Origin of the sequence: Serinicoccus hydrothermalis (assembly GCF_001685415.1) — a bacterium.
Classification (GTDB): domain Bacteria; phylum Actinomycetota; class Actinomycetes; order Actinomycetales; family Dermatophilaceae; genus Ornithinicoccus; species Ornithinicoccus hydrothermalis.
This window is the reverse complement of sequence record NZ_CP014989.1, coordinates 2,860,551-2,887,154: the sequence shown is the minus strand read 5'-3', so window position 1 is coordinate 2,887,154 and position 26,604 is coordinate 2,860,551. Positions and strand designations below refer to the sequence as shown.

Below are 26,604 nucleotides of genomic sequence, written 5' to 3'. Positions count from 1 at the left end.
GTCAGCGCGGCGCCGGCCCGGTCGACTCGCGCAGGATGAGCTCGGGGTCGAAGAGGTACTCCCGCCGGTCCACCGGCTCGCCCGCGATCTCCTCGAGCACCGCCGTCACCGCGGCCTCGGCCATCCCCATGACATCCATCCGCACCGTCGTCAGCGGCGGGTCGACGAAGGTCATGAACGGCACGTCGTCACCACCGACGACCGAGAGGTCGTCCGGCACCCGCTTGCCCAGCTGGGTCGCCGCCCGGAAGACCCCGAGCGCCATGACGTCGGAGCCGCAGATGATGCCGGTGGCGCCCGCCTCGATGAGCTGGCGCCCGGCCGCCGCGCCCCCCTCCACGGAGAAGAGCGTGGTGCAGATCAGCTCGTCGAGGTCGACCGGCTCGCCCCCCTGCCCTCCCGTGACGAGGTCGGCCATCGCCTCACGGAACCCCTCGATCCGCCGCTGGACCGGCACATACCGCGCCGGCCCGGTCGCGAAGCCGATCCGGGTGTGCCCGAGGTCGCGCAGGTGCCGCACCGCCACCCGCATCGAGGCATGGTCGTCGTGGCTGATGAAGGTGGCGTCGATCCCCTCGCGGTAGCCGTTGACCAGCGCGATCGGCAGCCCCCGCTCGCGCAGCGCGGCGTAGCGCTCGACCCCGGCCCTGCTGTCCGCGTGGTAGCCGCTGACGAAGACCATCGCCGAGACACCGCGGTCGAGCAGCATCTGGACGTACTCGTCCTCGTGCACCCCGCCGGGGGTCTGGGTGCACAGCACCGGCGTGAACCCGGCGGCCGCCATCTGCGTCTCGATCGACTGGGCGAACATCGGGAAGACCGGGTTGGTGAGCTCGGGGGTGATGAGCCCGACGAGGCCGGCGCTGTTGCGGGACAGCTTGCTGGGCCGCTCGTAGCCCAGGACGTCGACCGCGGTGAGCACGGCCTGGCGGGTCGCCACCGCCACGCCGGGCTTGTCGTTGAGCACCCGGCTGACGGTCGCCTCGCTCACCCCGGCGTACGCCGCGAGGTCGGCGAGCCGGCCGCGCGAGGCGCCCGAGCCCTCACCCGCGCCGGGGCGCACGGGGACGGATGTGCTGCTCACCAACCACCTCGGTAGGTCTCGGGCACCGGCTCCCAGGCCGGTGCGTCGGTCGCCCAGGTCCACACCTGCACGGTCGGGCCGGGCGCGGCCAGCCGCACCCCGCTCCCGGTCACGTCGAGCCCCGCGGTCTGCGGTGTCCGGCCCTGCGCGGCCCCTGCTCCGGCCACCTGGGTGGTCGGGATCTCGACGCCGTCGTGGGCCGCCCGCGCGACGTGCACGAGGGCCGTCTGCTCCGGGTGCTCCCGCAGGAAGACCATGACGTCCCCCTCAGCATAGAGCCAGCGCATCCCGCCGCCCCAGAGCGCGGGGCAGTCGCGACGCAGCGCGATGAGCTCGCGGTAGTGCGCGGCCAGGTCCTCGTCCCACCGGCCGTCACCGGCACCCTGCGAGTCCCACGGCATCGGCCGCCGGCCGTCCTCGCCGAAGTCCCCCGGTATGCCGATCTCGTCGCCGTAGGTGATCATCGGGATCCCCGGCATGGTGAGCAGCAGCCCGGCCGCGACCTTGACCTGCTCGACGTCCTCACCGACCAGGGTGCGGATCCGGGTCGTGTCGTGCGAGCCCACCAGCGTCATGCTGTGCACCCAGGAGCGCCACGGCACGATCGAGGAGAACTCGCGCATCGTCTCCGCCACCAGCTCGGCCCCCAGCCGCGGCACGGGCAGCGGGCTGCCCAGGAACTTCGGCGCGAAGCCCGGCGCGCGCAGCCAGGTCCACACCGGCCGGGTGAAGCCCGAGTAGTTCATCACCCCGTGCCAGCCGTCGCCGTCGACGTCCCGGCTGTGGTCGTGGGTGTGCTCGGCCACGAGCAGCCCCTGCCCGCCGGTCGCCCGGTCGACGGCCGCACGGGTCTCGCGGGCGACGACGTGGGTGAGGTCGCTGCCCTTGTAGCGCCCGGTCATGTTGGCGACGTCGACCCGCCACGAGTCGAAGCCGCCGCCCTCCCCCAGCCAGCGCTCGATGACCGACTGCGGTCCCTCGGTGAGCCGGGCGCGCAGCCCGGCGTTGGCGTGGTCCAGCTTGGGCAGGCTCTCGACGCCGAGCCAGGTCACCCAGCGGCCGCGGTCCTCGCCGTCGCGGACGTACCACGCGCCGAACTCGCCGTCCGGGTCCCGGCGCGCGGCGGCATACCACTCGTGCGCGTCCCCGGTGTGGTTGGTCGTGATGTCGCCCATGACGCGTATGCCGCGCTCGTGCGCCGCCTCCTGCAGCCGCAGCAGCGCCGCGTCGCCGCCCAGCACCGGGTCGACCGCCTCGAAGGTCGACGCGTCGTAGCGGTGGTTGGAGCGGGCCGGGAAGACGGGCGTGAGGTAGAGGACGTCGACCCCGAGGCCGACGAGGTGGTCCAGCCGCTCGCGCACCCCGTCGAGGGTGCCGCCGAAGACCTGCGCCGGGTTGCCCCGGTCCAGCACCACCGTGTCGTCCCAGCGGGCCGGGACCGCCCAGTCCGGCAGGTCGGTGCGCGGCCCGCCGGGGTCACCGACCGGCTCGGCGCCGGCGTCCCGGGCGAAGCGGTCGGGGAAGACCTGGTAGACCACCGCCCGCTGCGCCCACGCCGGCGGGGCCGGGTGGGTGGTGATGCGGAAGTCGCTGGTGTCGGGCACGTCGCGCGGGTGCACGCCGTCGCCGTTGAGCCACCGGTATGCCTGCCCGCCGCCGTCCGCCGCCTCCTCGCCGCCCTCGAGCAGGAAGCGGTAGTTGGTCACCGGGTTGTGGCAGGTGATCTCGGCCTGCCACCAGTCCTCGTGCTCCTCGCGCGAGACGAGGCGGGCGTCGGTGAAGAACTGCTCGCCGTCCGGGGTGGTCCGCACGTGCACGGCACCCACCCCGGACCCGCGGGGCACCCGCACCCGCACCGAGACGACGGCCCCGGTGGCGGGCCGCTGGTCGCTGACGTAGAGCGGAGACCCGTCGTGATGAGGACTCTCCGCCGTGATCACTTGACCGAGCCCTGGGTCATCCCGCCGATGAGCAGCCGCTGCAGGCTCAGGTAGACCAGCACGACGGGCAGCGAGGCCAGCAGGGCGCCGGCGACGAACTGGCCGAAGTAGCGGTTCTGGTCCGCCTCGCGGGTGTTGTAGAGGCCGACCGCGAGGGTCTGGCTGTCGGCCTGGGTGAGGAAGATGCTGGCCAGCAGGAACTCGCCCCACAGGCCGACGAAGGCGAGGATGCCGACGGTCGCGAGGATCGGCTTCACCAGGGGCAGGATGATGGTGAAGAAGACCCGGGCGTGGCTGGCGCCGTCGATCTTGGCCGCCTCGTCCAGCTCCTTGGGGATGGTGTCGAAGTAGCCCTTGAAGAGCCAGATGTTGGAACCCATCGCGCCGCCCAGGTAGACGAGGAGCAGGCCCCAGAGGGTGTTGAGGCCGATCTGCGGGATGACCTCGCCGACGTTGGCGAAGGTGATGTAGAGCGCGATGAAGGCCAGCATCGCGGGGAACATCTGGACCAGCAGGATGAAGAGGAGCCCGAACCGGCGACCGGTCCAGCGGAGCCGGGAGAAGGCATACGCGGCCGAGGCGCCGAGCACCAGCGTCATGATCGTGGCGACCCCGCAGATGATGAGCGAGTTCTTGTACCACGTCCAGTAGGGGCGGGCGCCGTCGCTGAAGAGGGCGTCGAAGTTGCGCAGCCCGGGACGGGTCGGCAGCAGGCCGGACGTCGACAGGGTGCCCGCGTCGTTGAAGGCCGAGGACACGATGAAGATCACCGGGAAGAGCGCGAAGGCCAGCGCCAGCAGGGCCAGCGCGTGCCGCCACCAGACGGCGCGGAAGGAGCTGCGACGGGACTTCGTGGTGACCGTGTAGACGGAGTCGTTCGGCTTGGCGGCCGGGGTCTGGGTGGGTGCGGTCATCTCAGTTCACGTCCTCGAGGGCGGCGGTCTGCCGGAAGCCGAAGTAGCTGATGGTGGCCACCAGGAAGAAGATGATGACCGAGATGGCGGAGGCGAAGCCGAAGCTCGGGGTCGCCCCGCCCAGCGCCAGCCGGTAGGCGAGGCTGATGAGCAGGTCGGTCGAGCCGATCGAGCTCTGCCCGCCGACGAAGGGCCCGCCCTGGTTGAAGAGCCAGATGAGCGAGAAGTTGTTGAAGTTGAACGCGAAGGACGCGATCATCAGCGGCCCCACGGCGACGAGCAGCAGCGGCATGATCACCTTGCGGATCGTCGTGAGCGGTCCGGCGCCGTCGATCTGCGCGGCCTCCTTGACGTCGTTGGGGATCGCCTGGAGGGCACCGGTGCAGACGATGAACCAGTAGGGGAAGCCGAGCCAGAGGTTGGTGAGCAGCAGCGCCGCCCTCGCCCACCACGCGTTGGTCAGCCACGGGATGTCCAGCCCGAAGAGGCCGTTGATGAGGCCGAAGTCCTGGTTGAACATCGAGGCCCAGACGAGCGCCGTCACGTAGATCGGCAGGGCGTAGGGAAGGATGAGGATCGAGCGGTAGATCGCCTTGCCCTTGAGCCGCTCGTCGTTCATGAGGATGGCGATCGCCATGCCCAGGATGAAGGTCGCGCCGACGGTGAACGCGGCGAAGAAGACGTTCCACACGAAGACCTTGGTCAGGCCCTCCCGCAGCGTCGGGTTGGTGAAGGCGCTGGTGTAGTTGTCGAAGCCGACGAACTCGCGCCAGCCCTGCGGCAGCGCGGCCCCCTCGCCGTTCTCCGGCACGAAGTTGGCGTCCTCGGCGACGTAGACCGTGCCCGTCACCGTGTCGGTGATCGTGTCGGCCTCCTCGTCGTAGACCTTGGTCGGCGTGCCGACGAAAGCCTCGGACAGGCCCACCTGCTTGATGCCGGCGGTCTGCTCGCCCGCGTCGTCGAAGACCGGGACGCCGAAGTCGGCGAGGTCGGCGGACCGCTCGTTGACCTGCTGCGGCGTCAGGGTGGTCCAGCCGGGGGCGGAGATGATGCGGCCGGTCGGGCCGGCCTCCACGCCGTCGGCCGGGAGCTCCTCGAGGCCGTCCAGCGTGCCGACGTAGTAGTTGTCCTCGGCGTCGGTGAGGAGGTAGGCCACGTCACCGGTGGCCACGTCGGACCCCTCCGGGACGGCGATGTTGAGGGCATACCGCGAGGACCCCTCGACCTCGCGCACCGAGTTGGAGGTGATGGAGGCGATCGCCTCCTCCTTGGAGCTGATGTGTCCGTCGCCGAAGTTGGTGAAGGAGATCTGCACCGTGTAGACGAGCGGCCAGATCTGCAGCAGCAGCATGAGCAGGACGCCGGGGAAGAGGTACTTCGCCGGGATCGCCCGCCGGGTGGCGTAGACCGCGATGACGCACAGGGCGATGAAGCCCACCATCGACACCATGAGCCAGTGGCCCGCCTCGATGATCTGCTGGGCCATCCAGCCGAGGACGACGATGCTGAGGCCGATGGAGCCCCACTTGACGATCTGCACCCACAGCGGGGTGCGCGAGCTGAACTCGAGGCCCTCCCCGGTGGGCTCGAGGCTCTGCAGTGCAGCGTCCCGCTCGCTGCGCTCTGTCTCGGACATCATCGTCCCTCTCTGATCACGGCCGCGGCCGAGGTGACGGTTGGGCTGGGGTAGTGCTGCTGGAGAAGAAGGTGGGGGCAGGGCCGCCGGGCACGGGCCCCGTGCCCGGCGGTGGGACTCACGTCCGCACCGCCGGGCAGGGACTGCCGGCCGGGGTCAGCGACCGATGTTGGAGACGATCTCCTCCTGGGCGGCCTCGAGCCGCTCAGCGGGGTCGGAGCCGGAGACGATGTCGGCCGTCGCCTGGCCCAGCGGCTGCCAGACGGCGTTCATCGCCGGGATGTTCGGCATCGGCGAGGCACCCTCGCCCGCCGCCGACCAGGCCTCGATGTCCTCGTCCTCGGCGGACACGGTGTCCAGCGCGGACTGCAGTGCCGGGGGACGCTGGCCCGCCTCGAAGAGCGCGAGCTGCATGTCCTCGGTGGTGACGTAGGTGTTGACGAACTCCTGCGCCAGGGTCGGGTTCTGGGCACCAGAGGCGACGTAGAACATCTGAACCCCGAGGAACGGCACCGGGTCGCCGCCGTCCTCGAAGTCCGGGATCGGGTCGATGGCGTACTCGATGTCGGCGCCCTCGACGTTGGGGATGGTCCACGGACCGGCGATCATGTAGGGCGTGCGGCCCTCGGCGAACAGCGACTCCATGGTCGGGAAGTCGATGTTGACGTTGAGCGCGTTCTCCTCGGCCAGCCAGGCCATCTTCTCGGCGCCCTGGATGGTCTCCTCGGAGTCGACGATGACGTTCTGGGCGTCCCAGCCGCCGTCGTCGTTGGTGCCGAAGATGCCGCCGCCGTAGGCCGACAGGTAGGGGTAGGCGTGGTAGGCATCGCCGACCGAGGACACGACGGTGACCATCGGCTGGTCCGCGTCACCGGCGTCGACGAGCTCCTGGCCGGTGGAGACGAGCTCCTCCATGGTGGCCGGGGCGTCGGGGGCGAGCGCGGTGTTGCGGATCACGCCGAGCGACTCGGTGGCGTAGGGGACGCCGTAGATCTGGCCGTCGTACATCGTGGCGGCCAGCGAGTCCTCGGTGAACATGCCCTGGGTGTCGGAGGACATCTGGACCGGGGAGACGATGCCGTTCTGGACGAACTCGCCCAGCCAGTCGTGGGCTCCGACGACGATGTCCGGGCCCTGGTCGACGTTGGCGGCGTCCTTGAACTGCTGGCGGACGTCGGTGGCGACCTGCACCTGCGTGGTGATGCCGTACTCCTCGCCGAACTGCTCGGCCCACTCGGTGAGGATGGGGGCGCGGACGTCGTCGGACCAGATGACGAGCTCGGCGTTCTCGTCGCGGACGGGGGCCTCGGTGGAGGCGGCGTCATCGCCGGCGGCCTCCTCGTCCTCGGCGGCGTCGTCCTCCTCGGCGGCCGGGTCGTCCGCGCTCTCCTCGGCGGCTGCGCCGGAGTCGGTGTTCTCCTCGGACGAGTCGCCGCCGCAGGCGGACAGCAGCAGCGCCGCCGCGCTGGTGATGGCTACAGCACCGGTGGTGCGCTTCATGGTTCTCCTTCGAACAGTGATGAGGTCACCGGCCCGGCGCTGCTCGAGGAGCGGCGACGGTGCCGCCGGTTGCCGCCACGGAAGGGTGGGGCGGCAACCGGTGACGTCAGTATGCAAGAACGCGTCGGCGAGTGCAAGAACTTGCAAGGGATCTGTCGGTCACGATCTGCTAACGTGACGCCCGTCACCGGCAACGGCGCCCGTGACGGCATACCGCCGCCACCCTCGCCGCCCGGAGATGACCCAGCGTCAACCGGCGCGGAGTCAGTCCTTTACGACGGATCGTCCGGCACGTACCTGCCGGTGAAGGAGAAGCATCATGGCAACGGTGACCTATGACAAGGCCACGCGCATCTACCCGGGGGCGGACACCCCCTCCGTGGACGAGCTCGAGATCGAGATCGCCGACGGCGAGTTCCTCGTCCTCGTCGGCCCCTCCGGCTGCGGCAAGTCGACTTCCCTGCGCATGCTCGCCGGCCTGGAGGAGGTGAACGGCGGTCGCATCCTCATCGGCGACAAGGACGTCACCCACATGCCGCCCAAGGACCGCGACGTCGCGATGGTCTTCCAGAACTACGCGCTCTACCCGCACATGAGCGTCGCCGACAACATGGGCTTCGCGCTCAAGATCGCCGGCAAGTCCAAGTCCGAGATCCGCGAGCGGGTCGAGGAGGCGGCCAAGATCCTGGACCTGACGCAGTACCTCGAGCGCAAGCCGAAGGCCCTCTCCGGCGGTCAGCGTCAGCGCGTCGCCATGGGTCGCGCGATCGTGCGCCAGCCGCAGGTCTTCCTCATGGACGAGCCGCTGTCGAACCTCGACGCCAAGCTGCGTGTCCAGACCCGCACCCAGATCGCCTCGCTGCAGCGCCGCCTCGGCGTCACCACCGTCTACGTCACCCACGACCAGGTCGAGGCCATGACGATGGGCGACCGGGTGGCGGTCCTCAAGGACGGCATCCTGCAGCAGTGCGACAGCCCGCGGCACATGTACGACCACCCGAACAACGTCTTCGTCGCCGGTTTCATCGGCTCCCCGGCCATGAACCTCATGACCGTGCCGGTCGCCGACGGCGGCATCAAGCTCGGCGACTACGTCCACCCGGTCGAGCGCGACGTGCTCGCCAAGGCCGGCAACGAGCTCGTGCTCGGTGTCCGCCCGGAGGACGTCGACCTGTCCGACTCCGGTCGCGGTCTGCCGATCGAGATCGACGTCGTCGAGGAGCTCGGCGCGGACGCCTACGTCTACGGCGAGCTGCCCGGCGCCGGCGCCACCGACAAGCCGTTCATCGCGCGCGTCGACGGCCGCACCCCGCCGAAGAAGGGCGAGGTCGTGCACTTCACCCCCAAGGGCGACCACGTGCACCTCTTCAACGTCGAGTCCGGCGAGCGCATCAGCAACTGAACCCCACGAGGCCGCCTGCTCCCCTTCGGGGCAGGCGGCCTCGTCGTGTCCCGCTACGCTTTCGGGTATGCCGCTCGACATCAGCGCGATCAAGCTCGACCCGGCGATGCTCGACCTCCCCTGGGACCTCCCGCTCGAGGACTGGCCCGAGAGCCACCTCGCGGCGCTGCCCCGCGGCATCTCGCGCCACGTCGTGCGCTTCGTCAAGCTCAACGGCAAGGTGCTCGCGATCAAGGAGATCGCCGAGCCGCTGGCCCGCCGCGAGTTCCAGACCCTGCGCAACCTGCGCCGCCTCGACCTGCCGGCGGTCAAGCCGCTGGCCGTCGTCGCGGGACGTATCGACGCCGACGGGGAGCCGCTGGACGCCTGCCTGGTCACGCAGCACCTGAAGTTCTCGCTCCCCTACCGCGCCGTCTTCAGCCAGCGCATGCGCCCGGACACCGCCCGGCGCACCCTCGACGCCCTCGCCGTCCTGCTCGTCCGGCTCCACCTGACCGGCTGCTTCTGGGGCGACGTGTCCCTCTCCAACACCCTCTTCCGCCGCGACGCCGGCGACTTCGCGGCCTACCTCGTCGACGCCGAGACCGCCGAGCTCCACCCCGAGCTGTCCCGGGGCCAGCGCGAGCACGACCTCTACGTCGCCCACGGCAACATCGCCGGCGAGCTCATGGACCTCGAGGCCGCAGGGGCGCTGGACGAGGGCGAGGACCCGATCGAGATCGCCAACCGGATCATGCACCGCTACGAGCTGCTCTGGGACGAGCTCACCGGCGAGGAGCGCTTCGAGCAGGGCGACCGCTGGCGCGTGGACGAGCGGATGCGCCGGCTCAACAACCTCGGCTTCGACGTCGACGAGCTGGAGATGACGACCGACTTCGACGGGGCATACATCCGCATCCAGCCCAAGGTCGTCGACGCCGGGCACCACTCCCGCCGCCTCATGCGCCTCACCGGCCTCGACGTGGAGGAGAACCAGGCGCGCCGCCTGCTCAACGACCTCGACGCCTACCGCGCCGGCACCGACCGGCAGGACGAGGACGAGGAGCTCGTCGCGCACGACTGGCTCTCCCGCATCTACGAGCCCATCACCCGCTCGGTCCCGCGCGAGCTGCGCACCAAGCTCGAGCCGGCCGAGCTCTTCCACGAGATCCTCGAGCACCGCTGGTACCTCTCCGAGCGGCGCGGGCACGACATCCCCATCGAGGACGCGGTCGAGGACTACGTCGCCACCGTCCTGCCCACCAAGCCGGACGAGATCTCGGTGCTCGGCGTCGACACCGAGGAGATCCCGATCCGCGCGCGGATCTCGATCTGACCGGGTTCAGGCCCGGGCGCGACCGACCCCGACGACCCCCGCGGCGACCAGGCCGATGACCAGGGCGATCCCGACGACGTAGACCGCGACACCGGCATACCCCGCCGGCACGAGGTCGGGGTTGCTCGGGTCGAGGAACGGGTAGGGGTACCAGTGGCCCACCCTGGTGACCGGGTTGGTCACCAGCGGGCCGCGCACGAGGGTGTAGGCCACCCAGACGACCGGGACGGCGACCACCACCTGTACGGCACGCCACGGCAGCGCGCGACGCCTCGGCGCGAGCAGCAGGTCGAGCAGGAGCAGCGCGGGCCCGACGACGTGCAGGACCTCGTTGGACCAGGCCACGGTCGTGCCCTGCGGCAGCTCGATCCCCCGCAGCAGGGTGTTGTAGACGACAGCCGTGACCAGCATTTATGTCGTCACGCACGCGAGCGCGACGGCGAGGCCGGCCGGCTCGCGGCCGTCCGACGCCCCCCGCCGGCGCAGCAGCCACACCCCTGCCCACGCCAGGACGACGACGGAGGACGCGTTGGACAGGATGGTGAAGAAGCTGACGAAGTTGACGACCGTCGTCACGAGGTCACGGTCGCCGTCCACCGCCAGCATCAGGGTCACGCGGGCCTGGGCCAGCACCGCGGCGAGGACGAGCGCGGCGGAGGCCAGGCGCACGAGCGCCCAGCTGCTGTCCCGTGTCGACCTGGTCACGAGACCGAAGATAGCGGCTCGCGCTGGTCAGCGGCGGGCGCGCAGCCGGGCGATCTCGTAGAGCGTCACGGCGGTCGCGATCCCGGCGTTGAGCGACTCGGTCACCGCGGCCATGGGGATCGAGACCACCTGGTCGCAGGTCTCCCGCACCAGCCGGGACAGCCCCTTGCCCTCCGAGCCCACGACGACCACGAGCGGCTGGTCGGCCAGGTCGAGCCCGGGCAGCGAGACGTCGCCGTCGGCGTCCAGCCCGACGACGAAGAAGCCCGCCTTGCGGTAGGCCTCCAGCGCCCGGGTGAGGTTGGTCGCCTGGGCGACGGGCACCCGGGCCGCGGCCCCGGCCGAGGTCTTCCACGCCGCAGCGGTCATCCCGGCGGAGCGGCGGGCCGGCACCAGCACGCCGTGCGCGCCGAAGGCCCCGGCCGAGCGGACGATGGCGCCGAGGTTGCGCGGGTCGGTGATGCCGTCCAGCGCCACGACGAGCGGGGTGCCGGACAGCTGCTGGCCGAGCAGGTCGTCGGGGTGGGCGTACTCGTAGGGCGGCACCGCGAGCGCCAGCCCCTGGTGGACCGCGCCGTCGGTCATCCGGTCCAGCTCGCCGCGGGGCGACTCCATGACGGGGATGCCCGCCTCGGTCGCCAGCGCGATGCTCTCCTTGACCCGGTCGTCGGACTCCATCCGGGTCCCGACGTGCAGCGCCGTGCCCGGGACCCCGGTGCGCAGCGCCTCGAGCACGCTGTTGCGCCCGGCGACGACCTCGGTCGAGGCCTTGCCGCCGCCGCCGCTGCGGCGACCGCCGCGCGGTGCGGCGGCCTTGTCCGCGCGCGCGGCGCGCCGGGCCGCGGGGTGACCGGTGCGGTCCTCGGCCCGCGGGGTCGGCCCCCTGCCCTTGAGCTGCTTGCGGCGCTGGCCGCCGGAGCCGACGACCGCACCCTTCTTGTTGCTCGTGCGCGCGGCGCGACGCCGCTGGTTGCCTGCCATGTCCCTCTCCTTCAGCGCAGGGCCCAGCGGGCCCCTGCCGGTGTGTCCTCGATGACCACGCCGAGCTCGCCCAGCTGGTCGCGGATGGCGTCGGCGGCGGCGAAGTCCTTGTCGGCGCGGGCCCGCGCCCGGGCGTCGAGCCGCTCCTGGACCAGGGCCGCGAGCACTTCGGCGCCCCGGGCCTGCCCGTCGGCGGCGCCGGGCCCGCCGCTCCAGCGCGGGTCGAGCGGGTTGGCGCCGAGCACGTCGAGCATCGCGACGACCTGCAGCACGGTATGCCGCAGCTCGCCGTCCGCCGTCAGGTCGCCGCCCGCCTCGAGCGCCCGGTTGCCCTCGCGCACCGCGCCGAAGACCACCGCGAGCCCCTCCGAGACGTTGACGTCGTCGTCGAGGGCGGCACGGAAGGCGGCCGGGAAGGCCTCGTCGACGGCCAGGGCCGCCGAGGCCTCGACCACCTCGTCGGCCGACGTGCCGAGCACCTCCAGTGCACGCTCCAGGAAGCCCTCGATGCGCTCGACGGACGCGGCCGCCTCCTCCAGCGAGCCCTCGGCATACTCGATGACGGAGCGGTAGTGCACCGCCCCGAGGTAGAAGCGCAGCACCAGCGGCCGCACCGTCCTCGTCAGCTCGGTCACGGCGAGCGCGTTGCCGAGCGACTTGCCCATCTTGGCGCCCTTGACCGTGACCCAGGCGTTGTGCAGCCAGAAGTTGGTGAAACCGAGCCCGGCGGCGTGCGACTGGGCCTGCTCGTTCTCGTGGTGCGGGAAGCGCAGGTCGACGCCGCCGCCGTGGATGTCGAAGGCGTCACCGAGGTACTTGCGCGCCATCGCCGAGCACTCCAGGTGCCAGCCCGGGCGGCCGCGCCCCCACGGCGTCGGCCAGCTGGCGGTCTCCGGCTCGCCCTCCTTGTGCCCCTTCCACAGCGCGAAGTCGCGCGGGTCGCGCTTGCCGCGCGGGTCGGCGTCGCCGGCCGGCTCCATGTCGGCGAGCTGCTGCCGGGTCAGGGAGCCGTAGTCCGGCCAGGAGCGCACGTCGAAGTAGACGTCGCCCGAGCCGTCCTCCGCGGCATACGCATGCCCCTTCTCGACCAAGGCGTCGATGAGCGCGACCTGCTCGGTGATGTGCCCGGTCGCCCGCGGCTCGTAGGTCGCCGGGAGCACGCCGAGCAGGTCCAGCGCGGCGCTCGTCTCGCGCTCGTGCTGGTAGGACCAGGCCCACCACGGCCGCCCGGCGTCCGCCGCCTTGGTGAGGATCTTGTCGTCGATGTCGGTGACGTTGCGGACCAGGGTGACGTCGTAGCCGTGCCCGCGCTCGAGCCAGCGGCGCAGGACGTCGAAGGCGACGGCGAAGCGCACGTGCCCGATGTGCGGGCTGCCCTGGGTGGTGAGCCCGCAGATGTAGATGCCGACGCTGCCCTCCTGCAGCGGCACGAAGGGCCGCAGCTCCCGGGTGGCGGTGTCGAACAGGTGCAGGCTCACGAGGGTCAAGGTTACGGGCTGGCGGAGGGTATGCCGTCCCTGCGGTCCGCGACCCGCCGCACCCGTCGCCCTATGCTCCTGCCCATGGCCTGGTCCCGCGTGCCGGTCGGGGAGGTCGACCTCGAGGTCGACGTCCTCGGGACCGGCGAGCCGGTGCTGTGGATCCAGACGGCGTTGCTCGCGGACGAGCTGGTGCCGTGCGCCCGCATCGTCACCGCGACCGGGAGGTATGCCTCGGTCCTGCAGCACCGACGTGGGTATGCCGGCAGCGACGCGGCCACCTCTCCGGGCTCGGTGGGGCGGGACGCCCTGGACGCGCTGGGCGTCCTGGACGCCTGCGCGCGGCCGCGGGCGCACGTCGTCGGCCTGTCCTACGCCGCGGCCGTCGCGCTACGGCTGGGGGCCGACCACCCCGACCGGGTCGCCACCCTCACCCTGATCGAGCCACCACCCGTGCACGTCCCGGCCGGACCGGACTTCCGCGCCGCGAACGCCGACTTGCTCGAGCGCTCGCTGGCGGACGGACCGGCCGCCGCCCTGGAGCACTTCCTCACGCTGGTGTCCGGCCCGGGGTGGGCCGCTGCCTACGAGCACCTGCTCCCCGGCGCGGTCGCGCAGGCGCGACGTGACGCCCGGACCTTCTTCGAGGTCGACGTGCCGGCGCTGCTCACCTGGCGGATGGACGACGCCGCCGTGGCGCGGGTGACCGCGCCGGTGCTGTCGGTGAGCGGGACGGCCAGCGGGCCGTGGTTCGCCCAGGTGCGTGACTGGGTCCGCGGCATCCTCCCGCACGCGGACGAGCACCTGGTGCAGGGAGCCGGGCACGACCTCGCCCTGACGCACGCCGCCGACGTGGCCGGCGCGGTCACCACCTTCCTCGACGCCCACCCGATCGGCGGCGGCGAGGCCCCGTAGGGTCGGGGTATGCCGATCGTCCACGAGAACGACCGCTGCCGCCTCACCGCCCTCACCCCGCACCTGCTCCGGATCGAGTGGTCCCCGACCGGGACCTTCACCGACGCGCCGACCCAGACGGTGGTCGACCGCGACCTCTGGCCGGCCGACCGCGGCGAGCCGGCGCTGCACGTCGAGCCCTGGCGCGGCGGGGTGCGGGTGGTCAGCCACGGCTTCGACGTCCGCTACGACGGCGCCGACCCCTCCCCCGCGGGGCTGAGCGTGCAGGCCCGCGGCGGGCTCACGTCATACCACTCCACCTGGCGTTTCGGGGAGCCCGTGGAGTCGCCGCTGCCGGGCACGACGCGGACCCTCGACGACGCCGACGGGGCGGTGCCGCTGGAGCCCTCGATCCTGTCCCGCGGCGGGATCGGGGTGCTCGACGACTCCGCCGCGCTGGTGCGCACCGGGCCCGGGCTCACCGACCTCGCCCCGCGCGAGCCCGGCGCGGTCGACCTCTACGTCTTCGCGCACGGCCTCGACTTCCGCGGTGCGCTGCGCGACTTCCACGCGCTGACCGGGCCGGTGCCGCGGGTGCCGCGCTTCGTGCTCGGCAACTGGTGGAGCCGCTACCACCCCTACTCCGCGCAGGAGTATGCCGCGCTGCTGGACCGCTTCGAGGCCGACCGGCTGCCGCTCTCGGTCGCGGTCATCGACATGGACTGGCACCTGGTCGACGTCGACCCGCAGATCGGGAGCGGGTGGACCGGCTACACCTGGAACCGCGACCTCTTCCCCGACCCGCAGGCCTTCCTCGACGACCTGCACCGGCGCGGGCTCGCGGTGACGCTCAACGACCACCCGGCCGACGGGATCCGCCGGCACGAAGAGGCCTACCCGCAGATGGCAAAGGTGATGGGCATCGACCCGGCGGGCGGGGAGCCGGTGGAGTTCGACCCCACCTCCGAGCGCTTCTGGCGCGCCTTCTTCGAGCACGTCGCCGGGCCGCTCACCGAGCAGGGCGTCGACTTCTGGTGGATCGACTGGCAGCAGGGCACGCACACCGCGCTGCCCGGGCTCGACCCCCTGTGGCTGCTCAACGAGCGGCACTTCGCGCAGCAGGAGGCCGACGGGCGGCGGCCGCTGGTCTTCTCCCGGTATGCCGGGCCTGGCTCTCACCGCACCCCGATCGGCTTCAGCGGTGACACGTTGATCAGCTGGGAGTCGCTGGCCTTCCAGCCGGTCTTCACCGCGAGCGCGGCCAACATCGGCTACGGCTGGTGGAGCCACGACATCGGCGGCCACTGGCACGGCGCCAAGGACGTCGAGCTCGCGGTGCGCTGGGTGCAGCTCGGCGTGTGGTCGCCGGTCAACCGGCTGCACGCGAGCGCCAGCCCGTTCCAGGGCAAGGAGCCGTGGCGCTTCGGCCCGGAGGGCGAGCGGCTCATGGGCGAGGCGCTGCGGCTGCGGCACCGGCTGCTGCCCTACCTCGCGACGATGGCCGAGCGGACCGCGGCGGCGGGCATCTCGCTGGTCGAGCCGGTCTACCACCGCCACCCGGACCGTGACGAGGCGTATGCCCACCCGGCGAGCTTCTTCTTCGGCGAGGACCTGCTCTGCGCGCCGGTGGTGACGCCGCGGCTGCCCGGGCTCGGGCTCGCTGCGACGACGCTGTGGCTGCCGCCCGGCGACTGGTTCGACGTGCAGACCGGGCGGCGCTACGCCGCGGGCGCGCACGGGCGGACGGTCACGGCATACCGCGACCTGGGGCACACCCCGGTCTTCGCGCGGGCGGGCACCGTGCTGCCGCTGAGCGCGGGCGAGCCGGTCAACGGCGTGGACCTGCCCGAGCACCTCGACGTTGTGGTCTTCCCCGGCGCCGACGGCGAGCACGTGCTCGTCGAGGACGACGACGGCCCCGAGGCGACCCGCCGGGTCGCCCGCACCCCGCTGCGCTGGGACGACGCCTCCTCACGGCTGGACGTCGGGACGGTCGAGGGCGATGCCGCGCTGCTCCCCGAGGGCCGCACCTACACGGTGCGGGTGAACGACGCGCCGGACGTGCTGGGCGAGTGCTTCGCGCTGCTCGACGCCGCCGAGGTGGGGCACCACGCCAAGGAGCGGGCCTGGGCCGTGCTGCGGCGCGGGCTCGGCGACGGTGGCGCCGGGGCGGCGCGGGCCGCCGACGAGCTGCGCTCGGTCGACCTCGACGACGGGCTCGTCGGCGCGCTGACCGAGATCGTCACGGCGAGCTAGAGGTCGGCGGGGTCTGTGTGCCGTCGCCAGATCTCCTGCAGCTCGGGGAGGTCGCGGGGAGGGACGCAGCCCAGGGCATACTCGCGGCCGCCCTCGGTGATCACGAAGATCGTAGAGTGCAGCACCCCTCCCCGGGACCGGATGTCCGCGATACTGCCCCAGGGCAGGTCGACCGACCCGTGCCAGGGCTCGTGGAGGCGAAGGCCGTGCCGGTCGGCCTCGGTCCAGCGGGCCCGGGACGACCACCACAGCACGGCCACGGTCACCGCGTTGAAGGGCAGGAGCCAGGCGAGGAAGACGCTCGTCCCGTCCAGCCCGGATCGCACACCTTCGATGACGAGGAGCACCGCTGCGACCGCGAAGAGGGCAAGAGCGACGACCATGAGGACACGCAGGACTCGCGGCACCTCCCGCCATACCCGCGTCCCCTGCTCCATCGCGCCAGACTAGGGCAGTCCTAGCCCGCGGGGGCGGGTGGCGGTGCACTGATCCGCCGCAGGCTGGCCCGCTCCAGCAGCCCCCAGATCGAGCTGGTGACGAGGTAGAGGCCGGCGGCGAGCGGCAGCGACACCACGGCGAGCACGGTGAGGAAGGACAGCATCGGCAGCACCTTGGTCATCTGCTCCATCGAGTCCTGCATCGCCCGCTGCGCGTCGGTGAGCCGCTCCCGCGCGCCGGGGTCGAGCGCGGCGAGCCGCTCGCGGTCCTGCGCCATGTGCCGCCGCATCTGCCGGGAGGCGAAGGCCGCGACGAGCACGGTGAGGCCGATGAGCACGAAGAAGACCCAGCGGTCACCGGCGCCCGCGGTGAACAGGTGGTCGGACAGCCCCACCCCGAGGAAGGTGTGGTCGAAGAGCTCGTTGTGCCGGCCGTCGATCTGGGGGGAGTTGAACAGCCGGTAGATCATCGAGAAGATCGGGATCTGGATGAGGATGGGCAGGCAGCCCGGCAGCGGCGAGACCCCTTCCTCGCGGTGCAGCTCGAGGATCGCCTGCTGGAGCGCGCGGGGGTCGCCCTGGTGCTCGGACCGCAGCTGGGCGATGCGCGGCTGCAGGTCGCGGCGGCGGACCGTGCCGCGCGCGAGGCCGCGGTTCATGGGGTGCAGGGCGAAGCGCACCGCGAGGGTGACGAGGATGATGACCAGGGCTGGTGGCAGCCACTCGTCGAGGACGGCGAGCAGGTCGTGCACGTGGATGAGCAGAGGATCCAGGAAGGCGAACACGCGGGTCTCCAGGGGCGGGGGCACACCGCGGGGGTATGCCGTGGGCAGGGCGGCTGGGAGAGCCCCGGCTCCTGCGTGCGGTCAGGTCGCTGACCGGTGGAGGAGCCGGGTCAGGCCTGCCCGGGTGCCCGCGGCCGGACCCAGCCGGAGCGGTCCGGGTCGCTGGAGCGCACGCCGGCGCACCGGCATACCTCGCTGCGGTGGTGGGCGGAGACGACCTGGGCCCGCAGGGGCAGCGCGCCCCGGTCGGCGGCGAGCGCGACGACCGCCGCGGCGGCGAGCGCCACGAGGAGGTGGTCAGGGGTCGCGGCGGCCGAGACCATGGCCATCACCGCGAGCAGCGGCAGCACGAACCCCAGGAGGGGCACCTGCTCGACCCGGCTGCTCATGGGGCCAGCCTACTCGTCCCTGGCCGGCCCGCCGTCGTCCGCGAGCCCGTGCTCCTCCGGTCGGCGCGCGGCGAGCCACCACGAGCGGAGCTCCTCGACGTCCTCGACGGGCACCATCGGTGGACGGATCTCCCGACCGTCGACGGTCTCGACCACGACGCGCGCGAGCATCTTCGGCTCGCGCCGCACCTCGACATCGACGACGTCGTCCCAGGCCAGGTGAACCGTGCGAGACGGCGGTTGCCGCAACCGGAGTCCCGTGGTGTCGGCGGTCGTGCGCGTGCTCAGGGTCATCCACGCCTGCAGACCAACAACTCCCCCGAAGACGGCCCTCCACGCAGCCTCGCCCAGATTGCCGTCGACCACCTCCCACGCGGCCAGGAGCAGGAACAGCACGGCGAAGAACGCCAGGCCCCATGCCAGACGGCGCATCGGATGAGTCCACTCACGCGCTGCTGCGGCAGGACTCTCTGCAGCCCGGCACACTGCTCAGTGCCCCCGGTCGATCCACTCCTGCCGGTGCGGCTTCTCCTCGCCGATCGTCGTGGTGTCGCCGTGGCCGGTGTGGACCACGGTGTCCTCAGGAAGGGTCAGCAGCCGGTCGGTGATCGACTCCACGATGACGTCGAAGTCGCTGAAGGACCGGCCCGTCGCGCCCGGGCCGCCCTGGAAGAGGGTGTCCCCCGAGAAGACCACCCCCAGCTCGGGGACGTGGAAGCAGCAGGCGCCCGGGGCGTGCCCGGGGGTGTGCAGCACCTCGACGGTGACGCCCGCGACCTCGATCCGCTCACCGTCGGCGAGGTCGGTGTCCCAGCGCGCGTCGGGGTGGGTGAGCTCCCAGACCGGCGCCTCGTCGGGGTGCAGGTGCAGCGGCGCGCCGGTGCGCTCACGCAGGTCGAGGGCGGCGTCGACGTGGTCGGAGTGGGCGTGGGTGAGCAGGATCGCCCGCACCGTGCGGTCGCCGACGAGGTCGGCGATGGCCTGCGCGTCGTGCGGGGCGTCGATGACGACGCACTCGGTGTCGTCGCCGAGCAGCCAGACGTTGTTGTCGACCTCCCACGAGCCGCCGTCCAGCTCGAAGGTCCCGCTCGTCGTGCCGTGGTCGATGCGCGCGCTCATGCCGGGCTCCCTCCGCCGGCCGCGGCGGCCTCGTCGACGACCACGACCGAGCGCAGCACGTCGCCGCCGTGCATCTTGTCGAAGGCCGCCTCGACGTCGCCGAGCCCGATCCGCTCGGTGACGAAGGCGTCGAGGTCGAAGCGCCCCTGGCGGTAGAGGTCGATGAGCATGGGGAAGTCGCGGCTGGGCAGGCAGTCGCCGTACCAGCTGGACTTCAGCGCACCGCCCCGCCCGAAGACGTCGAGCAGCGGCAGCGTCACCTCCATCTCGGGGGTGGGCACCCCGACGAGCACGACGGTGCCGGCCAGGTCGCGGGCGTAGAACGCCTGCTTGTAGGTCTCCGGGCGCCCCACCGCCTCGACGACGACGTCGGCGCCGTTGCCGCCGGTGAGCTCCTGGATCGCCTCCACCGGGTCCTTCTCCTTGCTGTTCACGGTATGCGTGGCGCCGAACGACCTCGCGGTCTCCAGCTTGCGGTCGTCCACGTCGACGGCGATGACCGTGGTGGCGCCGGCCAGGGAGGCCCCGGCGATCGCGGCGTCGCCGACCCCGCCGCAGCCGATGACGGCCACCGAGTCGCCGCGGGTCACCCCGCCGGTGTTGACGGCCGCCCCGAAGCCGGCCATGACGCCGCAGCCGAGCAGGCCCGCCGCGACGGCCGAGGCCTCCCGGTCGACCTTGGTGCACTGGCCGGCGTGGACCAGCGTCTTCTCGACGAAGGCGCCGATGCCCAGGGCCGGGCTCAGCTCGGCGCCCGCCATCTCGTCGCCCTCGGCGAGGGTCATCTTCTGGCCCGCGTTGTGCGTGGCGAAGCAGTACCACGGCTGGCCCTTCGCGCAGGCCCGGCACTGGCCGCAGACCGCGCGCCAGTTGAGGATGACGAAGTCACCGGGCTCGACCTCGGTGACGCCCTCGCCCACCGCCTCGACCGTGCCGGCGGCCTCGTGACCGAGCAGGAACGGGAACTCGTCGTTGATGCCGCCCTCGCGGTAGTGCAGGTCGGTGTGGCACACGCCGCACGCCTCGACCTTGACCACCGCCTCCCCCGGGCCGGGGTCGGGCACGACGATGTCGACGACCTCGACGTCGGCCCCCTTGCTGCGGGCGATGACGCCCTTGACGGTCTGCGGCATGGCTGCGGTCCTCTCTGACGCGGGGTCACGGTGCTGCCGCCCACGGTATGCCGCGCCGCCGACCGACGCACACCCCGCCCGCCCGATGTCTCCTCCCACCCACGCCACCCGCACCCTTGTGCGCCCTCTCGTGCATCTCCTGGTGTCCCACGCGTGCTTCTGAGCACGCGTGGGACGCAGGCTGCGGCACGAGGAGATGCACAGGCGTGCTTTGTCCACAGGCCCGCAGCGCGAGGTATGCCGTTCGCGCCACCCTGGGAGGCATGCCCACGGACGAACCCGCGTTCCCGACGATCCCCGGCCAGCACGGGCTGGCGACGCATGCCCAGCTCCTGGACGCGGGTTGGAGCGCGCACCAGATCCGGCACCGGCGGTCGACGACGTGGCAGACGGCATACCCCCAGGTCGTCGCCGCCCACAGAGGTCCGCTCGACGCACCGACCCAGCTCGCTGCGGCGGCCCTCTGGGCCGGTGACCGTGCTGTCCTCACAGGACTGGTGGCGCTGGGCGAGTGGGGCCTGCAGACGCCACGTGCCCAGCGGGCCTACTTCCTGGTCCCGGCTTCCGCGCGCAGTCGTCGGCACGGCGACCTCGAGGTCGTGCGGACCTCCCGCCCGGTGCCTGTGGCCAAGCGCGTCGGAGTGGTGGCGATGACCGGTGCAGCGCGCTCGCTCGCCGAGGCGGCGGCCCGGGATCAGGTGCGCCCCGACGACCTCGAGGCCCTGACGATCTCGAGCCTGCAGCGTGGGCTCACCACCCCGCACGAGCTCGACCTCGAGCTGTGGCACCGGCCGCAACGCGAGGTCGAGGCCGCACGCCGCGGTCTGGACGCCTTCCAGGACGGCGCCTGGTCGCGGCCCGAGGCGGCGCTGCGACGGGTCTGGGAGGGTCGGCCGGACCTGCCGCCGCTCCAGACCAACGTCGGCCTGGAGCAGGTGTCCTCCGGCCAGTTCCTCGGGTGCCCGGACGGCTTTGCCGCTGCGCTCGGGCTGGTGATCCAGGTCCACTCCCGCCAGCATCACCAGGGCATCGACGACCGCGGCGGCGACCGCTGGGCCCACACGGTGGAGAAGGACAGTGCCATGGTCAGCGCCGGCCTGCGGGTTCTCGGGGTGACTCCGTGGACGCTGTACCGACGACCGGGCAGCTTCCTGAGCCGGGTGGACGCCCTCGTCCGGCTCGGCCCGCCCACGCCGCCACCACAGGTGCGCGTCGTCCCACCGCGCTGACCGAGGCTCCACCCTCACCCTTGTGCATCTTCGTGTGTCTCACGCGTGCTCCTGGGCACGCCTGAGACACCAGCGCACGCACACCCTGTCGCACAAGCGTGCCTGAGGGGTGGGCCGACGGCATACCCTCTGCTTGTGAGTGCAGCACCCCGGGGACCGGCGCGCGTCGCCACCGGTGTGCTCGGGGAGCTCATGATCAGCGCCGGCGCGCTCGTCCTGCTCTTCGCGCTGTGGCAGTTCTGGTGGACCGACGTCGTCGCCGACGCGGCGAGCGAGGACCGCGTCGCGGCGCTGCAGGAGTCCTTCGCCTCGGGGGCCGAGTTCCCCGGCAGCGGCGGACCGACCGCGGACGCCGGCAACGAGACCGAGGCCGAGGCCGAGGGCGATGACGGCGGGGCCGACGGCACGCCGGGCGGGCCGGACGGCGAGGGGAACGCGTCCGACCAGGGGCGGCAGACCTGGGCCCAGGGCGAGGACCTGGCCCTGGTCCACCTGCCCACCATCGGCGAGCTGCGCCCGGTCGCGCAGGCGTGACCCTGCCGATCCTCAACCTCGGGGTGCTGGGGCACTACCCCAGCAGCGACCTGCCCGGGGAGGTCGGCAACTTCGCCGTCGCGGGGCACCGCACGACCTACGGCGCCCCGCTGTGGGCGATCGGGGAGATGGCATTGGGCGACCCGATCGTCGTCGAGACGGCGCAGGGGTGGAACGTCTGCAGGCTCGACCGCACCGAGATCATCGCGCCGACGCAGACCGAGGTCATCGCGGACGTCCCCGGCGACCCGGTGCGGAGCCGACGGAGGCGTGGATGGTCATGACCGCGTGCCACCCGAAGTTCAGCGCCGCCCAGCGGATCGCGGCCTTCGCGCTGCTCGACCGCTTCGTGCCGCGGTCCGACGGTCCCCCACCCGAGGTCGGTGGTTGACGTGTATGCCGCTCTCTGGCGCGCCCTGCCCGGCCCGGTCTGGGTCCGGCTGCTGCTCGTGCTGCTCGCGCTCGCTGCAGTCGTGGTGGTCTGCTTCACCTGGGTCTTCCCGCAGATCGCGCCGCTGCTGCCGCTCAACGACCCGGACGTCCGCGGCCCCTGAGGAGCTCCCTAGGCTGCGGACGTGGTCGGCACGGTGATCCTCATGTGCGGTCCGGCGGGCGCCGGCAAGACGACGCACGCCCGCGCCCTGGAGGCGGCGGGCGCCACCCGTCTGTCCTACGACGAGGAGTTCTGGCGTCGCGGCTTCCGCGGCACGCACCCCGCACCGAAGGAGCTGGCCGAGGAGGTCAAGGTCGACCTGGACGCCCGCCTGGAGGAGCTGGTGGCCCAGGGCGGCGACGTCGTCCTGGACTACTCCTTCTCGACCCGGGCGATGCGCGACGAGTACCGCGCGCTCGCCGCGGGCCTGGGCGCACCGACCCGGCTGGTCTTCGTCACGGCACCGCTGGAGGTGCTGCTGGGGCGGGTGGCCCGGCGGGCCGGGGCGCACCCCGACGACGCGCGGCTCGACCCGGAGGTGCTGCGCAGCTGGGTCGACGGCTTCGAGGCACCCACGCCGGACGAGGACCCGGAGGTCGTCAGCACGGACGGATCGGCGTAGGGGGTCGGCCCAGGGGGTCAGGGGGCCGGGACGACGAGGGCGGTGGCGAGGCAGGCGACGCCCTCGCCGCGGCCGGTGAGGCCGAGCCCGTCGGTGGTCGTCGCGCTCACCGAGACCGGTGCACCGCCGAGGGCCGCCGACATCGCGGCGGCCGCCTCGTCCCGCCGCGGCCCGACCTTGGGCCGGTTGCCGATCACCTGGACGGCCACGTTGCCGACCGCCCAGCCGTCCGCGCGGAGCAGGCGCAGGACGTGCTCGAGCATCTGCTGTCCGCTCGCTCCGGCCATCTCCGGCCGGCCGGTCCCGAAGACCGAGCCCAGGTCGCCCAGACCGGCCGCCGACAGCAGCGCGTCGCAGGCGGCGTGCGCCGCGACGTCGCCGTCGGAGTGCCCCTCGATGCCGCGCTCCCCCGGCCACTCCAGGCAGGCGAGCATGAGTCTCCGGTCGTCCTCGGCATACCCGTGGACGTCCACCCCGATCCCGGTGCGCGGCAGTCGGTCGCTCATCGGCAGGCCTCCTCGACCAGCGTCGCGGCGTCCGCGACGGAGGTGCGCCCGGTGTCGATCCTCAGCTCGGCGCCGGGCCAGGGCTCCCAAGCGCGCTCCACCACCTGCGCCCAGGTCGGCAGCCGGTGACCCTCGATGTCGCCGGTCCGGTCCTCGACGCGGGCGCGGTGCACCTCCTCGTCGGCGCACACGAGCTCGACCCGCACGAGACGCGCCCCAGCGCTCTCCGCCAGCTCCTCCCAGGCCTCGCGTGCCTCCGGCACCGCGTTGACCAGGTCGGCCACGGCGTCCAGCCCCACCCGCAGCTGGTCCGCGGCGATCGCGAGGGTGGCGGCATACCCGCCTGCACCCAGCTCGGTCTCCCTGATGCCCGAGCCGAGCAGGGACTGCTCGACGGTGTCGACGCGCAGGTGCACCGCGCCGCGCCGAGCGCACAGCTCGCGCGCCAGCGTGGTCTTGCCCACGCCCGGGAGCCCGGAGAGCACCACGAGGCACGGACCTGTCCTCGCGCCCTCGCCCTGCACCTCGGCCCAGGCCGTGGCGACGACGAGGTCCAGCGGCGTGGTCACCTTCATGGCACGCGGGTGACCCGGCACGACGGCGACGTGGACGCCGCTGGCCTCGACCATCCCCGCGTCGTCGGTATGCCGTCGCGCCCCTACGACCTGCGCGTGCGCCCGCTCGAGCGTCTCGCGCAGGAAGCCCTGCGGCGTCTGCACGGCCCGCAGGCTCGCCCGGTCGGGGGTGCCGGTGACGATCTCGACGTCGCCGTGGCTGCGGACCGCCTTGACCGTGTCGGTGACGGGCAGCGCCGGCACGACGGCGGCGTGCCCGGAGCGCACGGTGTGGACCACGCGGTCGAAGACCTCGGGCGGGGTGAAGGCGCGGGCCGCGTCGTGGACGAGCACGATGCCGACGTCGGTGCGCAGCGTCGCCAGCCCGGCCGACACGGAGTCGGTGCGCTCCGCGCCCCCCGGCACGACCGCGACGTGGACGTCCTCAGGCACCGGCACCTCCGCCAGGGCCTCCTCGACCTCGGCAGTGCCGGGGCCGGGAGGGGCCACGACGACGACCTGGGTCAGCCCCGTCGTCCGGGCGGCGTGGTCGAGCGCGTGCGCGACCAGCGACCGTCCGTAGGAGGTGTCGGGGACGCGGACCAGCGCCTTGGGCCGGCCGGCGGCGAGACGGGTCCCCTGGCCGGCAGCGACCAGGATCAGCCCGACGTTCAGGAGGCGAGGACCTCGTCGAGCGTGGCCTCGGCGGTGTCCTCGTTGGTCTTCTCCGCGAGCGCGAGCTCGCTCACCAGGATCTGGCGGGCCTTGGACAGCAGCCGCTTCTCCCCGGTGGACAAGCCCCGGTCCTTGTCGCGGCGCCACAGGTCGCGGACGACCTCGGCGACCTTGATCACGTCACCGGACGCGAGCTTCTCGAGGTTCGCCTTATAGCGGCGCGACCAGTTGGTCGGCTCCTCGGTGTGCTCGGCACGCAGGACCGCGAAGACCTTGTCCAGGCCCTCCTTGCCGACGACGTCACGCACGCCGACCAGGTCGCAGTTGTCAGCAGGAACCTCGATCGTCAGATCGCCCTGGGCGACCTTGAGCTTGAGGTAGAGCTTCTCCTCGCCCTTGATGGTTCGCGTCTTCATCTCTTCAATGAGAGCGGCCCCGTGGTGGGGGTAGACAACCGTCTCTCCGACCTTGAACGTCATCGTGGTAAAGCCCCTTTCGCGGACCTCCAGGATACCACGCACCGGCGCCGTCCCGGAATCACGGGAATGATATTTCCGCTGGTCAGGGGCTTGACAACCTCGAGTCTGTGTGCATCCAGGGAGTCCGCAGACACCCTCCTAGGGTATGCCCGGACGCCCGCCCCGGCAGCCCGTGCGACCCCTCCCGAAGCAGGTGTTCCCGCAGGTCGCAGGGCGCGCAGGGCCTCACCCGGGGGTGGGCGCTAGGCTGGTGCCGTGACGACTGCACGCACCTCCCGCCCCGCCCGCCGGGCCGGCGCCCTGCTCGCCGCCGGCGCTGCCCTCGTCCTCGCCGGATGCTCGGTCAACTCCCCTGCGGCCACGACGCTGCGGTACGCCCCGGCGGACGGCGTCGAGCTCGACGGCGACACCGTCGACGTGCGCGACCTGCTCGTGGTCAGCCACGGCGAGGGCGCCCCGGCCGTCGTCTCCGGCTCGGTCATCAACTCCTCCTCCGAGCCCGTGACCGTCCTGGTGTCGGTCTCCGGGACGGAGGTCACCCCGACGGTCAGCGTCGGGGCGCACTCCACGGTGCGCCTGGACGGCGTCGACGCCGACGGCTCCGACGGCGAGCCCCTCATCCTGCCGGAGCTGGAGTCGCCCGCCGGGCAGACCGTCGAGGTCCGCGTCGAGGTCGAGGGCCAGGAGACGCTGTCGACCCTCGCGCCGGTCCTGCTGCCGCAGGGGCCCTACGCCCAGTTCGTCGACGACGCCGGCGGCCCCGTCGAGACCCCGGCCGCCGAGGAGGGCGAGGACGACCACTAGGTCGGACCCCCCTCGGCCGGGTCGGCCCTCAGCCCTCCCGCGGCACCCTCGAGGCGAAGCGCTCGTCGTCGCCGGGCAGCTGCTCGTCGTGCCACACCCCGGTGACGAGGTAGACCACCCGCAGCGCGACCGAGACGGCGTGGTCGGCATACCGCTCGTAGTAGCGGGACAGCAGCGTGGCGTCGACCGTCACCTGGGTCGACTGGGACCAGGACGGGTCGAGCAGCGACTGGAAGACCTCCCGGTGCAGCCGGTCCATCGTGTCGTCCGCCTTCATGAGCTCGGCGGCGCCGTCGGGGTCCTTGCTCCCGATGATGTCGCCGGCGCGCAGGATCATCGCCTCGGCGGTCGTCGCCATCTCGGCGAAGATCGCGCGCAGCTGCTCGGGCAGCGCGTGGCCCGGGTAGCGCAGCCGGGTCAGCTTGGCCACGTGCCGGGCCAGGTCGCCGCTGCGCTCGAGGTCCGAGCTCATCCGCAGCGCGGTCACCATCTGCCGCAGGTCGGTGGCGACCGGCTGCTGCCGGGCCAGGACGTCGATCGCCCGGTTGTCCAGTTCGCGCCGCAGGGCGTCGATGAGCTGGTCGTCGGAGATGACCTCCTGGGCCAGCCCGAGGTCGGTCTCCATGAGCGACCTCGTCGCCCGCTGGAGCGCCGTCGCGGACAGCCGACTCATCTGCACCAGCTGCTCGCTGATGAGGTCGAGCTCTTCGTTGAACGCGCTGCGCATGCATGCTCCTCGTCGGTCGTCGCTCGTGCGGGCGGAGGGTCGGACCCACCCATTGTCGGCGCCCGGGCATCCG

Annotated in this window: 29 protein-coding genes; 10 read left to right on the top strand and 19 right to left on the bottom strand. The window is 72.5% G+C overall.

The features are described 5' to 3' along the window. Position 1: 1 nt before the first annotated feature. From SGUI_RS13465 to SGUI_RS13445, 5 genes are all read right to left on the bottom strand, one after another. On the bottom strand, positions 2-1,084 hold the full coding sequence (locus SGUI_RS13465) for a LacI family DNA-binding transcriptional regulator (RefSeq protein ID WP_418314002.1): 1,083 nt from the start codon (positions 1,082-1,084) through the stop codon (positions 2-4). Further along, entirely contained in the window at positions 1,081-3,024 is a 1,944-nt protein-coding gene (locus SGUI_RS13460) for a glycoside hydrolase family 13 protein (RefSeq protein ID WP_066641139.1), read from the bottom strand. The genes SGUI_RS13465 and SGUI_RS13460 overlap by 4 nt, the downstream gene beginning before the upstream one ends. Beyond that, on the bottom strand, positions 3,021-3,938 hold the full coding sequence (locus tag SGUI_RS13455) for a sugar ABC transporter permease (RefSeq protein ID WP_066641133.1): 918 nt from the start codon (positions 3,936-3,938) through the stop codon (positions 3,021-3,023). Before SGUI_RS13455 ends, SGUI_RS13460 begins: the two co-directional genes overlap by 4 nt. Position 3,939: 1 nt before the next feature. Then, positions 3,940-5,577, bottom strand: a complete 1,638-nt coding sequence (locus SGUI_RS13450) for an ABC transporter permease subunit (RefSeq protein ID WP_335675271.1) — start codon at positions 5,575-5,577, stop codon at positions 3,940-3,942. A 153-nt stretch (positions 5,578-5,730) separates the two neighbouring features. Then, entirely contained in the window at positions 5,731-7,074 is a 1,344-nt protein-coding gene (locus tag SGUI_RS13445; RefSeq protein WP_066641130.1) for a sugar ABC transporter substrate-binding protein, read from the bottom strand. A 319-nt stretch (positions 7,075-7,393) separates the two neighbouring features. Here SGUI_RS13445 and SGUI_RS13440 point away from each other — a divergent pair, with 319 nt between their 5' ends. Together SGUI_RS13440 and SGUI_RS13435 are read left to right on the top strand one after the other, a co-directional pair. After that, positions 7,394-8,476, top strand: a complete 1,083-nt coding sequence (locus SGUI_RS13440; RefSeq protein ID WP_066641128.1) for an ABC transporter ATP-binding protein — start codon at positions 7,394-7,396, stop codon at positions 8,474-8,476. Positions 8,477-8,543: 67 nt separating this feature from the next. Then, positions 8,544-9,791, top strand: a complete 1,248-nt coding sequence (locus SGUI_RS13435) for a DUF4032 domain-containing protein (RefSeq protein WP_066641126.1) — start codon at positions 8,544-8,546, stop codon at positions 9,789-9,791. Between the two features lie 6 nt (positions 9,792-9,797). Here SGUI_RS13435 and SGUI_RS13430 read toward each other — a convergent pair whose 3' ends face one another. The 4 genes from SGUI_RS13430 to cysS are packed head-to-tail and all read right to left on the bottom strand — an operon-like array spanning position 9,798 to position 12,955. Then, positions 9,798-10,202: a Pr6Pr family membrane protein gene (locus tag SGUI_RS13430; protein ID WP_237141363.1), complete on the bottom strand. Its 405-nt coding sequence runs from the start codon at positions 10,200-10,202 to the stop codon at positions 9,798-9,800. Next, the gene (locus SGUI_RS18115; RefSeq protein WP_237141362.1) at positions 10,203-10,496 is read right to left on the bottom strand and encodes a hypothetical protein; all 294 of its coding nucleotides are present in this window, start codon (positions 10,494-10,496) and stop codon (positions 10,203-10,205) included. It abuts the gene before it with no gap. 27 nt (positions 10,497-10,523) lie between these two features. Further along, complete coding sequence (gene rlmB / locus SGUI_RS13425; RefSeq protein ID WP_066641121.1) at positions 10,524-11,477, bottom strand: 23S rRNA (guanosine(2251)-2'-O)-methyltransferase RlmB; 954 nt, start codon at positions 11,475-11,477, stop codon at positions 10,524-10,526. 11 nt (positions 11,478-11,488) lie between these two features. Continuing rightward, on the bottom strand, positions 11,489-12,955 hold the full coding sequence (cysS, locus tag SGUI_RS13420) for a cysteine--tRNA ligase (RefSeq protein ID WP_066641119.1): 1,467 nt from the start codon (positions 12,953-12,955) through the stop codon (positions 11,489-11,491). 84 nt (positions 12,956-13,039) lie between these two features. Between cysS and SGUI_RS13415 the strand changes: the two genes are divergently transcribed. Both SGUI_RS13415 and SGUI_RS13410 read left to right on the top strand, forming a co-directional pair. Further along, on the top strand, positions 13,040-13,870 hold the full coding sequence (locus SGUI_RS13415) for an alpha/beta fold hydrolase (protein ID WP_191090915.1): 831 nt from the start codon (positions 13,040-13,042) through the stop codon (positions 13,868-13,870). Positions 13,871-13,879: 9 nt separating this feature from the next. Next, a complete protein-coding gene (locus SGUI_RS13410; protein ID WP_066641117.1) occupies positions 13,880-16,105 on the top strand; it encodes a glycoside hydrolase family 31 protein in 2,226 nt (741 codons plus the stop codon). Here SGUI_RS13410 and SGUI_RS13405 read toward each other — a convergent pair. The 6 genes from SGUI_RS13405 to SGUI_RS13380 form a co-directional block, all read right to left on the bottom strand. Further along, complete coding sequence (locus SGUI_RS13405) at positions 16,102-16,542, bottom strand: hypothetical protein (protein WP_157621846.1); 441 nt, start codon at positions 16,540-16,542, stop codon at positions 16,102-16,104. The genes SGUI_RS13410 and SGUI_RS13405 overlap by 4 nt on opposite strands. Positions 16,543-16,562: 20 nt before the next feature. Further along, a complete protein-coding gene (locus tag SGUI_RS13400) occupies positions 16,563-17,351 on the bottom strand; it encodes a YidC/Oxa1 family membrane protein insertase (RefSeq protein WP_191090914.1) in 789 nt (262 codons plus the stop codon). Between the two features lie 86 nt (positions 17,352-17,437). Beyond that, complete coding sequence (locus tag SGUI_RS13395; RefSeq protein WP_066641110.1) at positions 17,438-17,716, bottom strand: hypothetical protein; 279 nt, start codon at positions 17,714-17,716, stop codon at positions 17,438-17,440. Between the two features lie 9 nt (positions 17,717-17,725). Next, a complete protein-coding gene (locus SGUI_RS13390) occupies positions 17,726-18,148 on the bottom strand; it encodes a PH domain-containing protein (protein ID WP_066641108.1) in 423 nt (140 codons plus the stop codon). Between the two features lie 57 nt (positions 18,149-18,205). Then, positions 18,206-18,835, bottom strand: coding sequence for an MBL fold metallo-hydrolase (locus SGUI_RS13385; RefSeq protein ID WP_066641106.1), 630 nt, complete (start codon positions 18,833-18,835; stop codon positions 18,206-18,208). After that, positions 18,832-19,968 (bottom strand): S-(hydroxymethyl)mycothiol dehydrogenase, encoded by a 1,137-nt coding sequence (locus tag SGUI_RS13380; RefSeq protein ID WP_066641101.1) that lies wholly within the window; start codon positions 19,966-19,968, stop codon positions 18,832-18,834. Before SGUI_RS13380 ends, SGUI_RS13385 begins: the two co-directional genes overlap by 4 nt. Before the next feature lie 263 nt (positions 19,969-20,231). On the opposite strand from SGUI_RS13380, the gene SGUI_RS13375 reads away from it, so the two are divergent. The 5 genes from SGUI_RS13375 (at position 20,232) to SGUI_RS13360 (ending at position 22,786) form a co-directional block, all read left to right on the top strand. Then, a complete protein-coding gene (locus SGUI_RS13375) occupies positions 20,232-21,197 on the top strand; it encodes a hypothetical protein (protein WP_066641099.1) in 966 nt (321 codons plus the stop codon). Between the two features lie 135 nt (positions 21,198-21,332). Then, a complete protein-coding gene (locus tag SGUI_RS17760; protein WP_191090913.1) occupies positions 21,333-21,731 on the top strand; it encodes a class E sortase in 399 nt (132 codons plus the stop codon). Next, positions 21,728-22,015: a sortase domain-containing protein gene (locus SGUI_RS13365; protein ID WP_066641095.1), complete on the top strand. Its 288-nt coding sequence runs from the start codon at positions 21,728-21,730 to the stop codon at positions 22,013-22,015. The genes SGUI_RS17760 and SGUI_RS13365 overlap by 4 nt, the downstream gene beginning before the upstream one ends. Before the next feature lie 108 nt (positions 22,016-22,123). Then, positions 22,124-22,285 carry a hypothetical protein gene (locus SGUI_RS17755; RefSeq protein ID WP_191090912.1) on the top strand — a complete coding sequence of 54 codons (162 nt, stop codon included), beginning with the start codon at positions 22,124-22,126 and terminating at the stop codon, positions 22,283-22,285. 21 nt (positions 22,286-22,306) lie between these two features. Then, positions 22,307-22,786, top strand: a complete 480-nt coding sequence (locus SGUI_RS13360; protein WP_237141361.1) for a P-loop nucleotide/nucleoside kinase family protein — start codon at positions 22,307-22,309, stop codon at positions 22,784-22,786. 17 nt (positions 22,787-22,803) lie between these two features. On the opposite strand, the gene ispF is transcribed toward SGUI_RS13360, so the two are convergent. Genes ispF through SGUI_RS18110 form a run of 3 tightly spaced genes read right to left on the bottom strand, consistent with a single transcriptional unit; the run spans position 22,804 to position 25,000 of the window. Continuing rightward, positions 22,804-23,292, bottom strand: a complete 489-nt coding sequence (ispF, locus tag SGUI_RS13355) for a 2-C-methyl-D-erythritol 2,4-cyclodiphosphate synthase (protein ID WP_066641093.1) — start codon at positions 23,290-23,292, stop codon at positions 22,804-22,806. Continuing rightward, complete coding sequence (ispD, locus tag SGUI_RS17750; RefSeq protein ID WP_237141514.1) at positions 23,289-24,503, bottom strand: 2-C-methyl-D-erythritol 4-phosphate cytidylyltransferase; 1,215 nt, start codon at positions 24,501-24,503, stop codon at positions 23,289-23,291. Before ispD ends, ispF begins: the two co-directional genes overlap by 4 nt. A gap of 14 nt (positions 24,504-24,517) precedes the next feature. Then, positions 24,518-25,000: a CarD family transcriptional regulator gene (locus SGUI_RS18110; protein WP_010149048.1), complete on the bottom strand. Its 483-nt coding sequence runs from the start codon at positions 24,998-25,000 to the stop codon at positions 24,518-24,520. Between the two features lie 255 nt (positions 25,001-25,255). Here SGUI_RS18110 and SGUI_RS13340 point away from each other — a divergent pair, with 255 nt between their 5' ends. Further along, positions 25,256-25,804 carry a hypothetical protein gene (locus tag SGUI_RS13340; protein ID WP_066641089.1) on the top strand — a complete coding sequence of 183 codons (549 nt, stop codon included), beginning with the start codon at positions 25,256-25,258 and terminating at the stop codon, positions 25,802-25,804. A 28-nt stretch (positions 25,805-25,832) separates the two neighbouring features. Here SGUI_RS13340 and phoU read toward each other — a convergent pair whose 3' ends face one another. After that, positions 25,833-26,531, bottom strand: coding sequence for a phosphate signaling complex protein PhoU (gene phoU / locus SGUI_RS13335; RefSeq protein WP_066641087.1), 699 nt, complete (start codon positions 26,529-26,531; stop codon positions 25,833-25,835). Between the last annotated feature and the right edge of the window lie 73 nt (positions 26,532-26,604).

Excerpts from the sequence above, each read along its gene's own strand:
- SGUI_RS13440 (WP_066641128.1), top strand. The coding sequence starts at position 7,394 with ATGGCAACGGTGACCTATGACAAGGCCACGCGCATCTACCCGGGGGCG.
- SGUI_RS13415 (WP_191090915.1), top strand. The coding sequence starts at position 13,040 with ATGGCCTGGTCCCGCGTGCCGGTCGGGGAGGTCGACCTCGAGGTCGAC.
- phoU (WP_066641087.1), bottom strand. The coding sequence starts at position 26,531 with ATGCGCAGCGCGTTCAACGAAGAGCTCGACCTCATCAGCGAGCAGCTG.
- SGUI_RS13455 (WP_066641133.1), bottom strand. The coding sequence starts at position 3,938 with ATGACCGCACCCACCCAGACCCCGGCCGCCAAGCCGAACGACTCCGTC.
- SGUI_RS13390 (WP_066641108.1), bottom strand. The coding sequence starts at position 18,148 with ATGCGCCGTCTGGCATGGGGCCTGGCGTTCTTCGCCGTGCTGTTCCTG.
- SGUI_RS13445 (WP_066641130.1), bottom strand. The coding sequence starts at position 7,074 with ATGAAGCGCACCACCGGTGCTGTAGCCATCACCAGCGCGGCGGCGCTG.
- SGUI_RS13375 (WP_066641099.1), top strand. The coding sequence starts at position 20,232 with ATGCCCACGGACGAACCCGCGTTCCCGACGATCCCCGGCCAGCACGGG.
- SGUI_RS13395 (WP_066641110.1), bottom strand. The coding sequence starts at position 17,716 with ATGAGCAGCCGGGTCGAGCAGGTGCCCCTCCTGGGGTTCGTGCTGCCG.
- SGUI_RS13435 (WP_066641126.1), top strand. The coding sequence starts at position 8,544 with ATGCCGCTCGACATCAGCGCGATCAAGCTCGACCCGGCGATGCTCGAC.
- ispF (WP_066641093.1), bottom strand. The coding sequence starts at position 23,292 with ATGAGCGACCGACTGCCGCGCACCGGGATCGGGGTGGACGTCCACGGG.
- rlmB (WP_066641121.1), bottom strand. The coding sequence starts at position 11,477 with ATGGCAGGCAACCAGCGGCGTCGCGCCGCGCGCACGAGCAACAAGAAG.
- SGUI_RS13410 (WP_066641117.1), top strand. The coding sequence starts at position 13,880 with ATGCCGATCGTCCACGAGAACGACCGCTGCCGCCTCACCGCCCTCACC.
- SGUI_RS13405 (WP_157621846.1), bottom strand. The coding sequence starts at position 16,542 with ATGGAGCAGGGGACGCGGGTATGGCGGGAGGTGCCGCGAGTCCTGCGT.
- SGUI_RS13385 (WP_066641106.1), bottom strand. The coding sequence starts at position 18,835 with ATGAGCGCGCGCATCGACCACGGCACGACGAGCGGGACCTTCGAGCTG.
- SGUI_RS13380 (WP_066641101.1), bottom strand. The coding sequence starts at position 19,968 with ATGCCGCAGACCGTCAAGGGCGTCATCGCCCGCAGCAAGGGGGCCGAC.
- SGUI_RS13450 (WP_335675271.1), bottom strand. The coding sequence starts at position 5,577 with ATGATGTCCGAGACAGAGCGCAGCGAGCGGGACGCTGCACTGCAGAGC.
- SGUI_RS18110 (WP_010149048.1), bottom strand. The coding sequence starts at position 25,000 with ATGACGTTCAAGGTCGGAGAGACGGTTGTCTACCCCCACCACGGGGCC.
- SGUI_RS13430 (WP_237141363.1), bottom strand. The coding sequence starts at position 10,202 with ATGCTGGTCACGGCTGTCGTCTACAACACCCTGCTGCGGGGGATCGAG.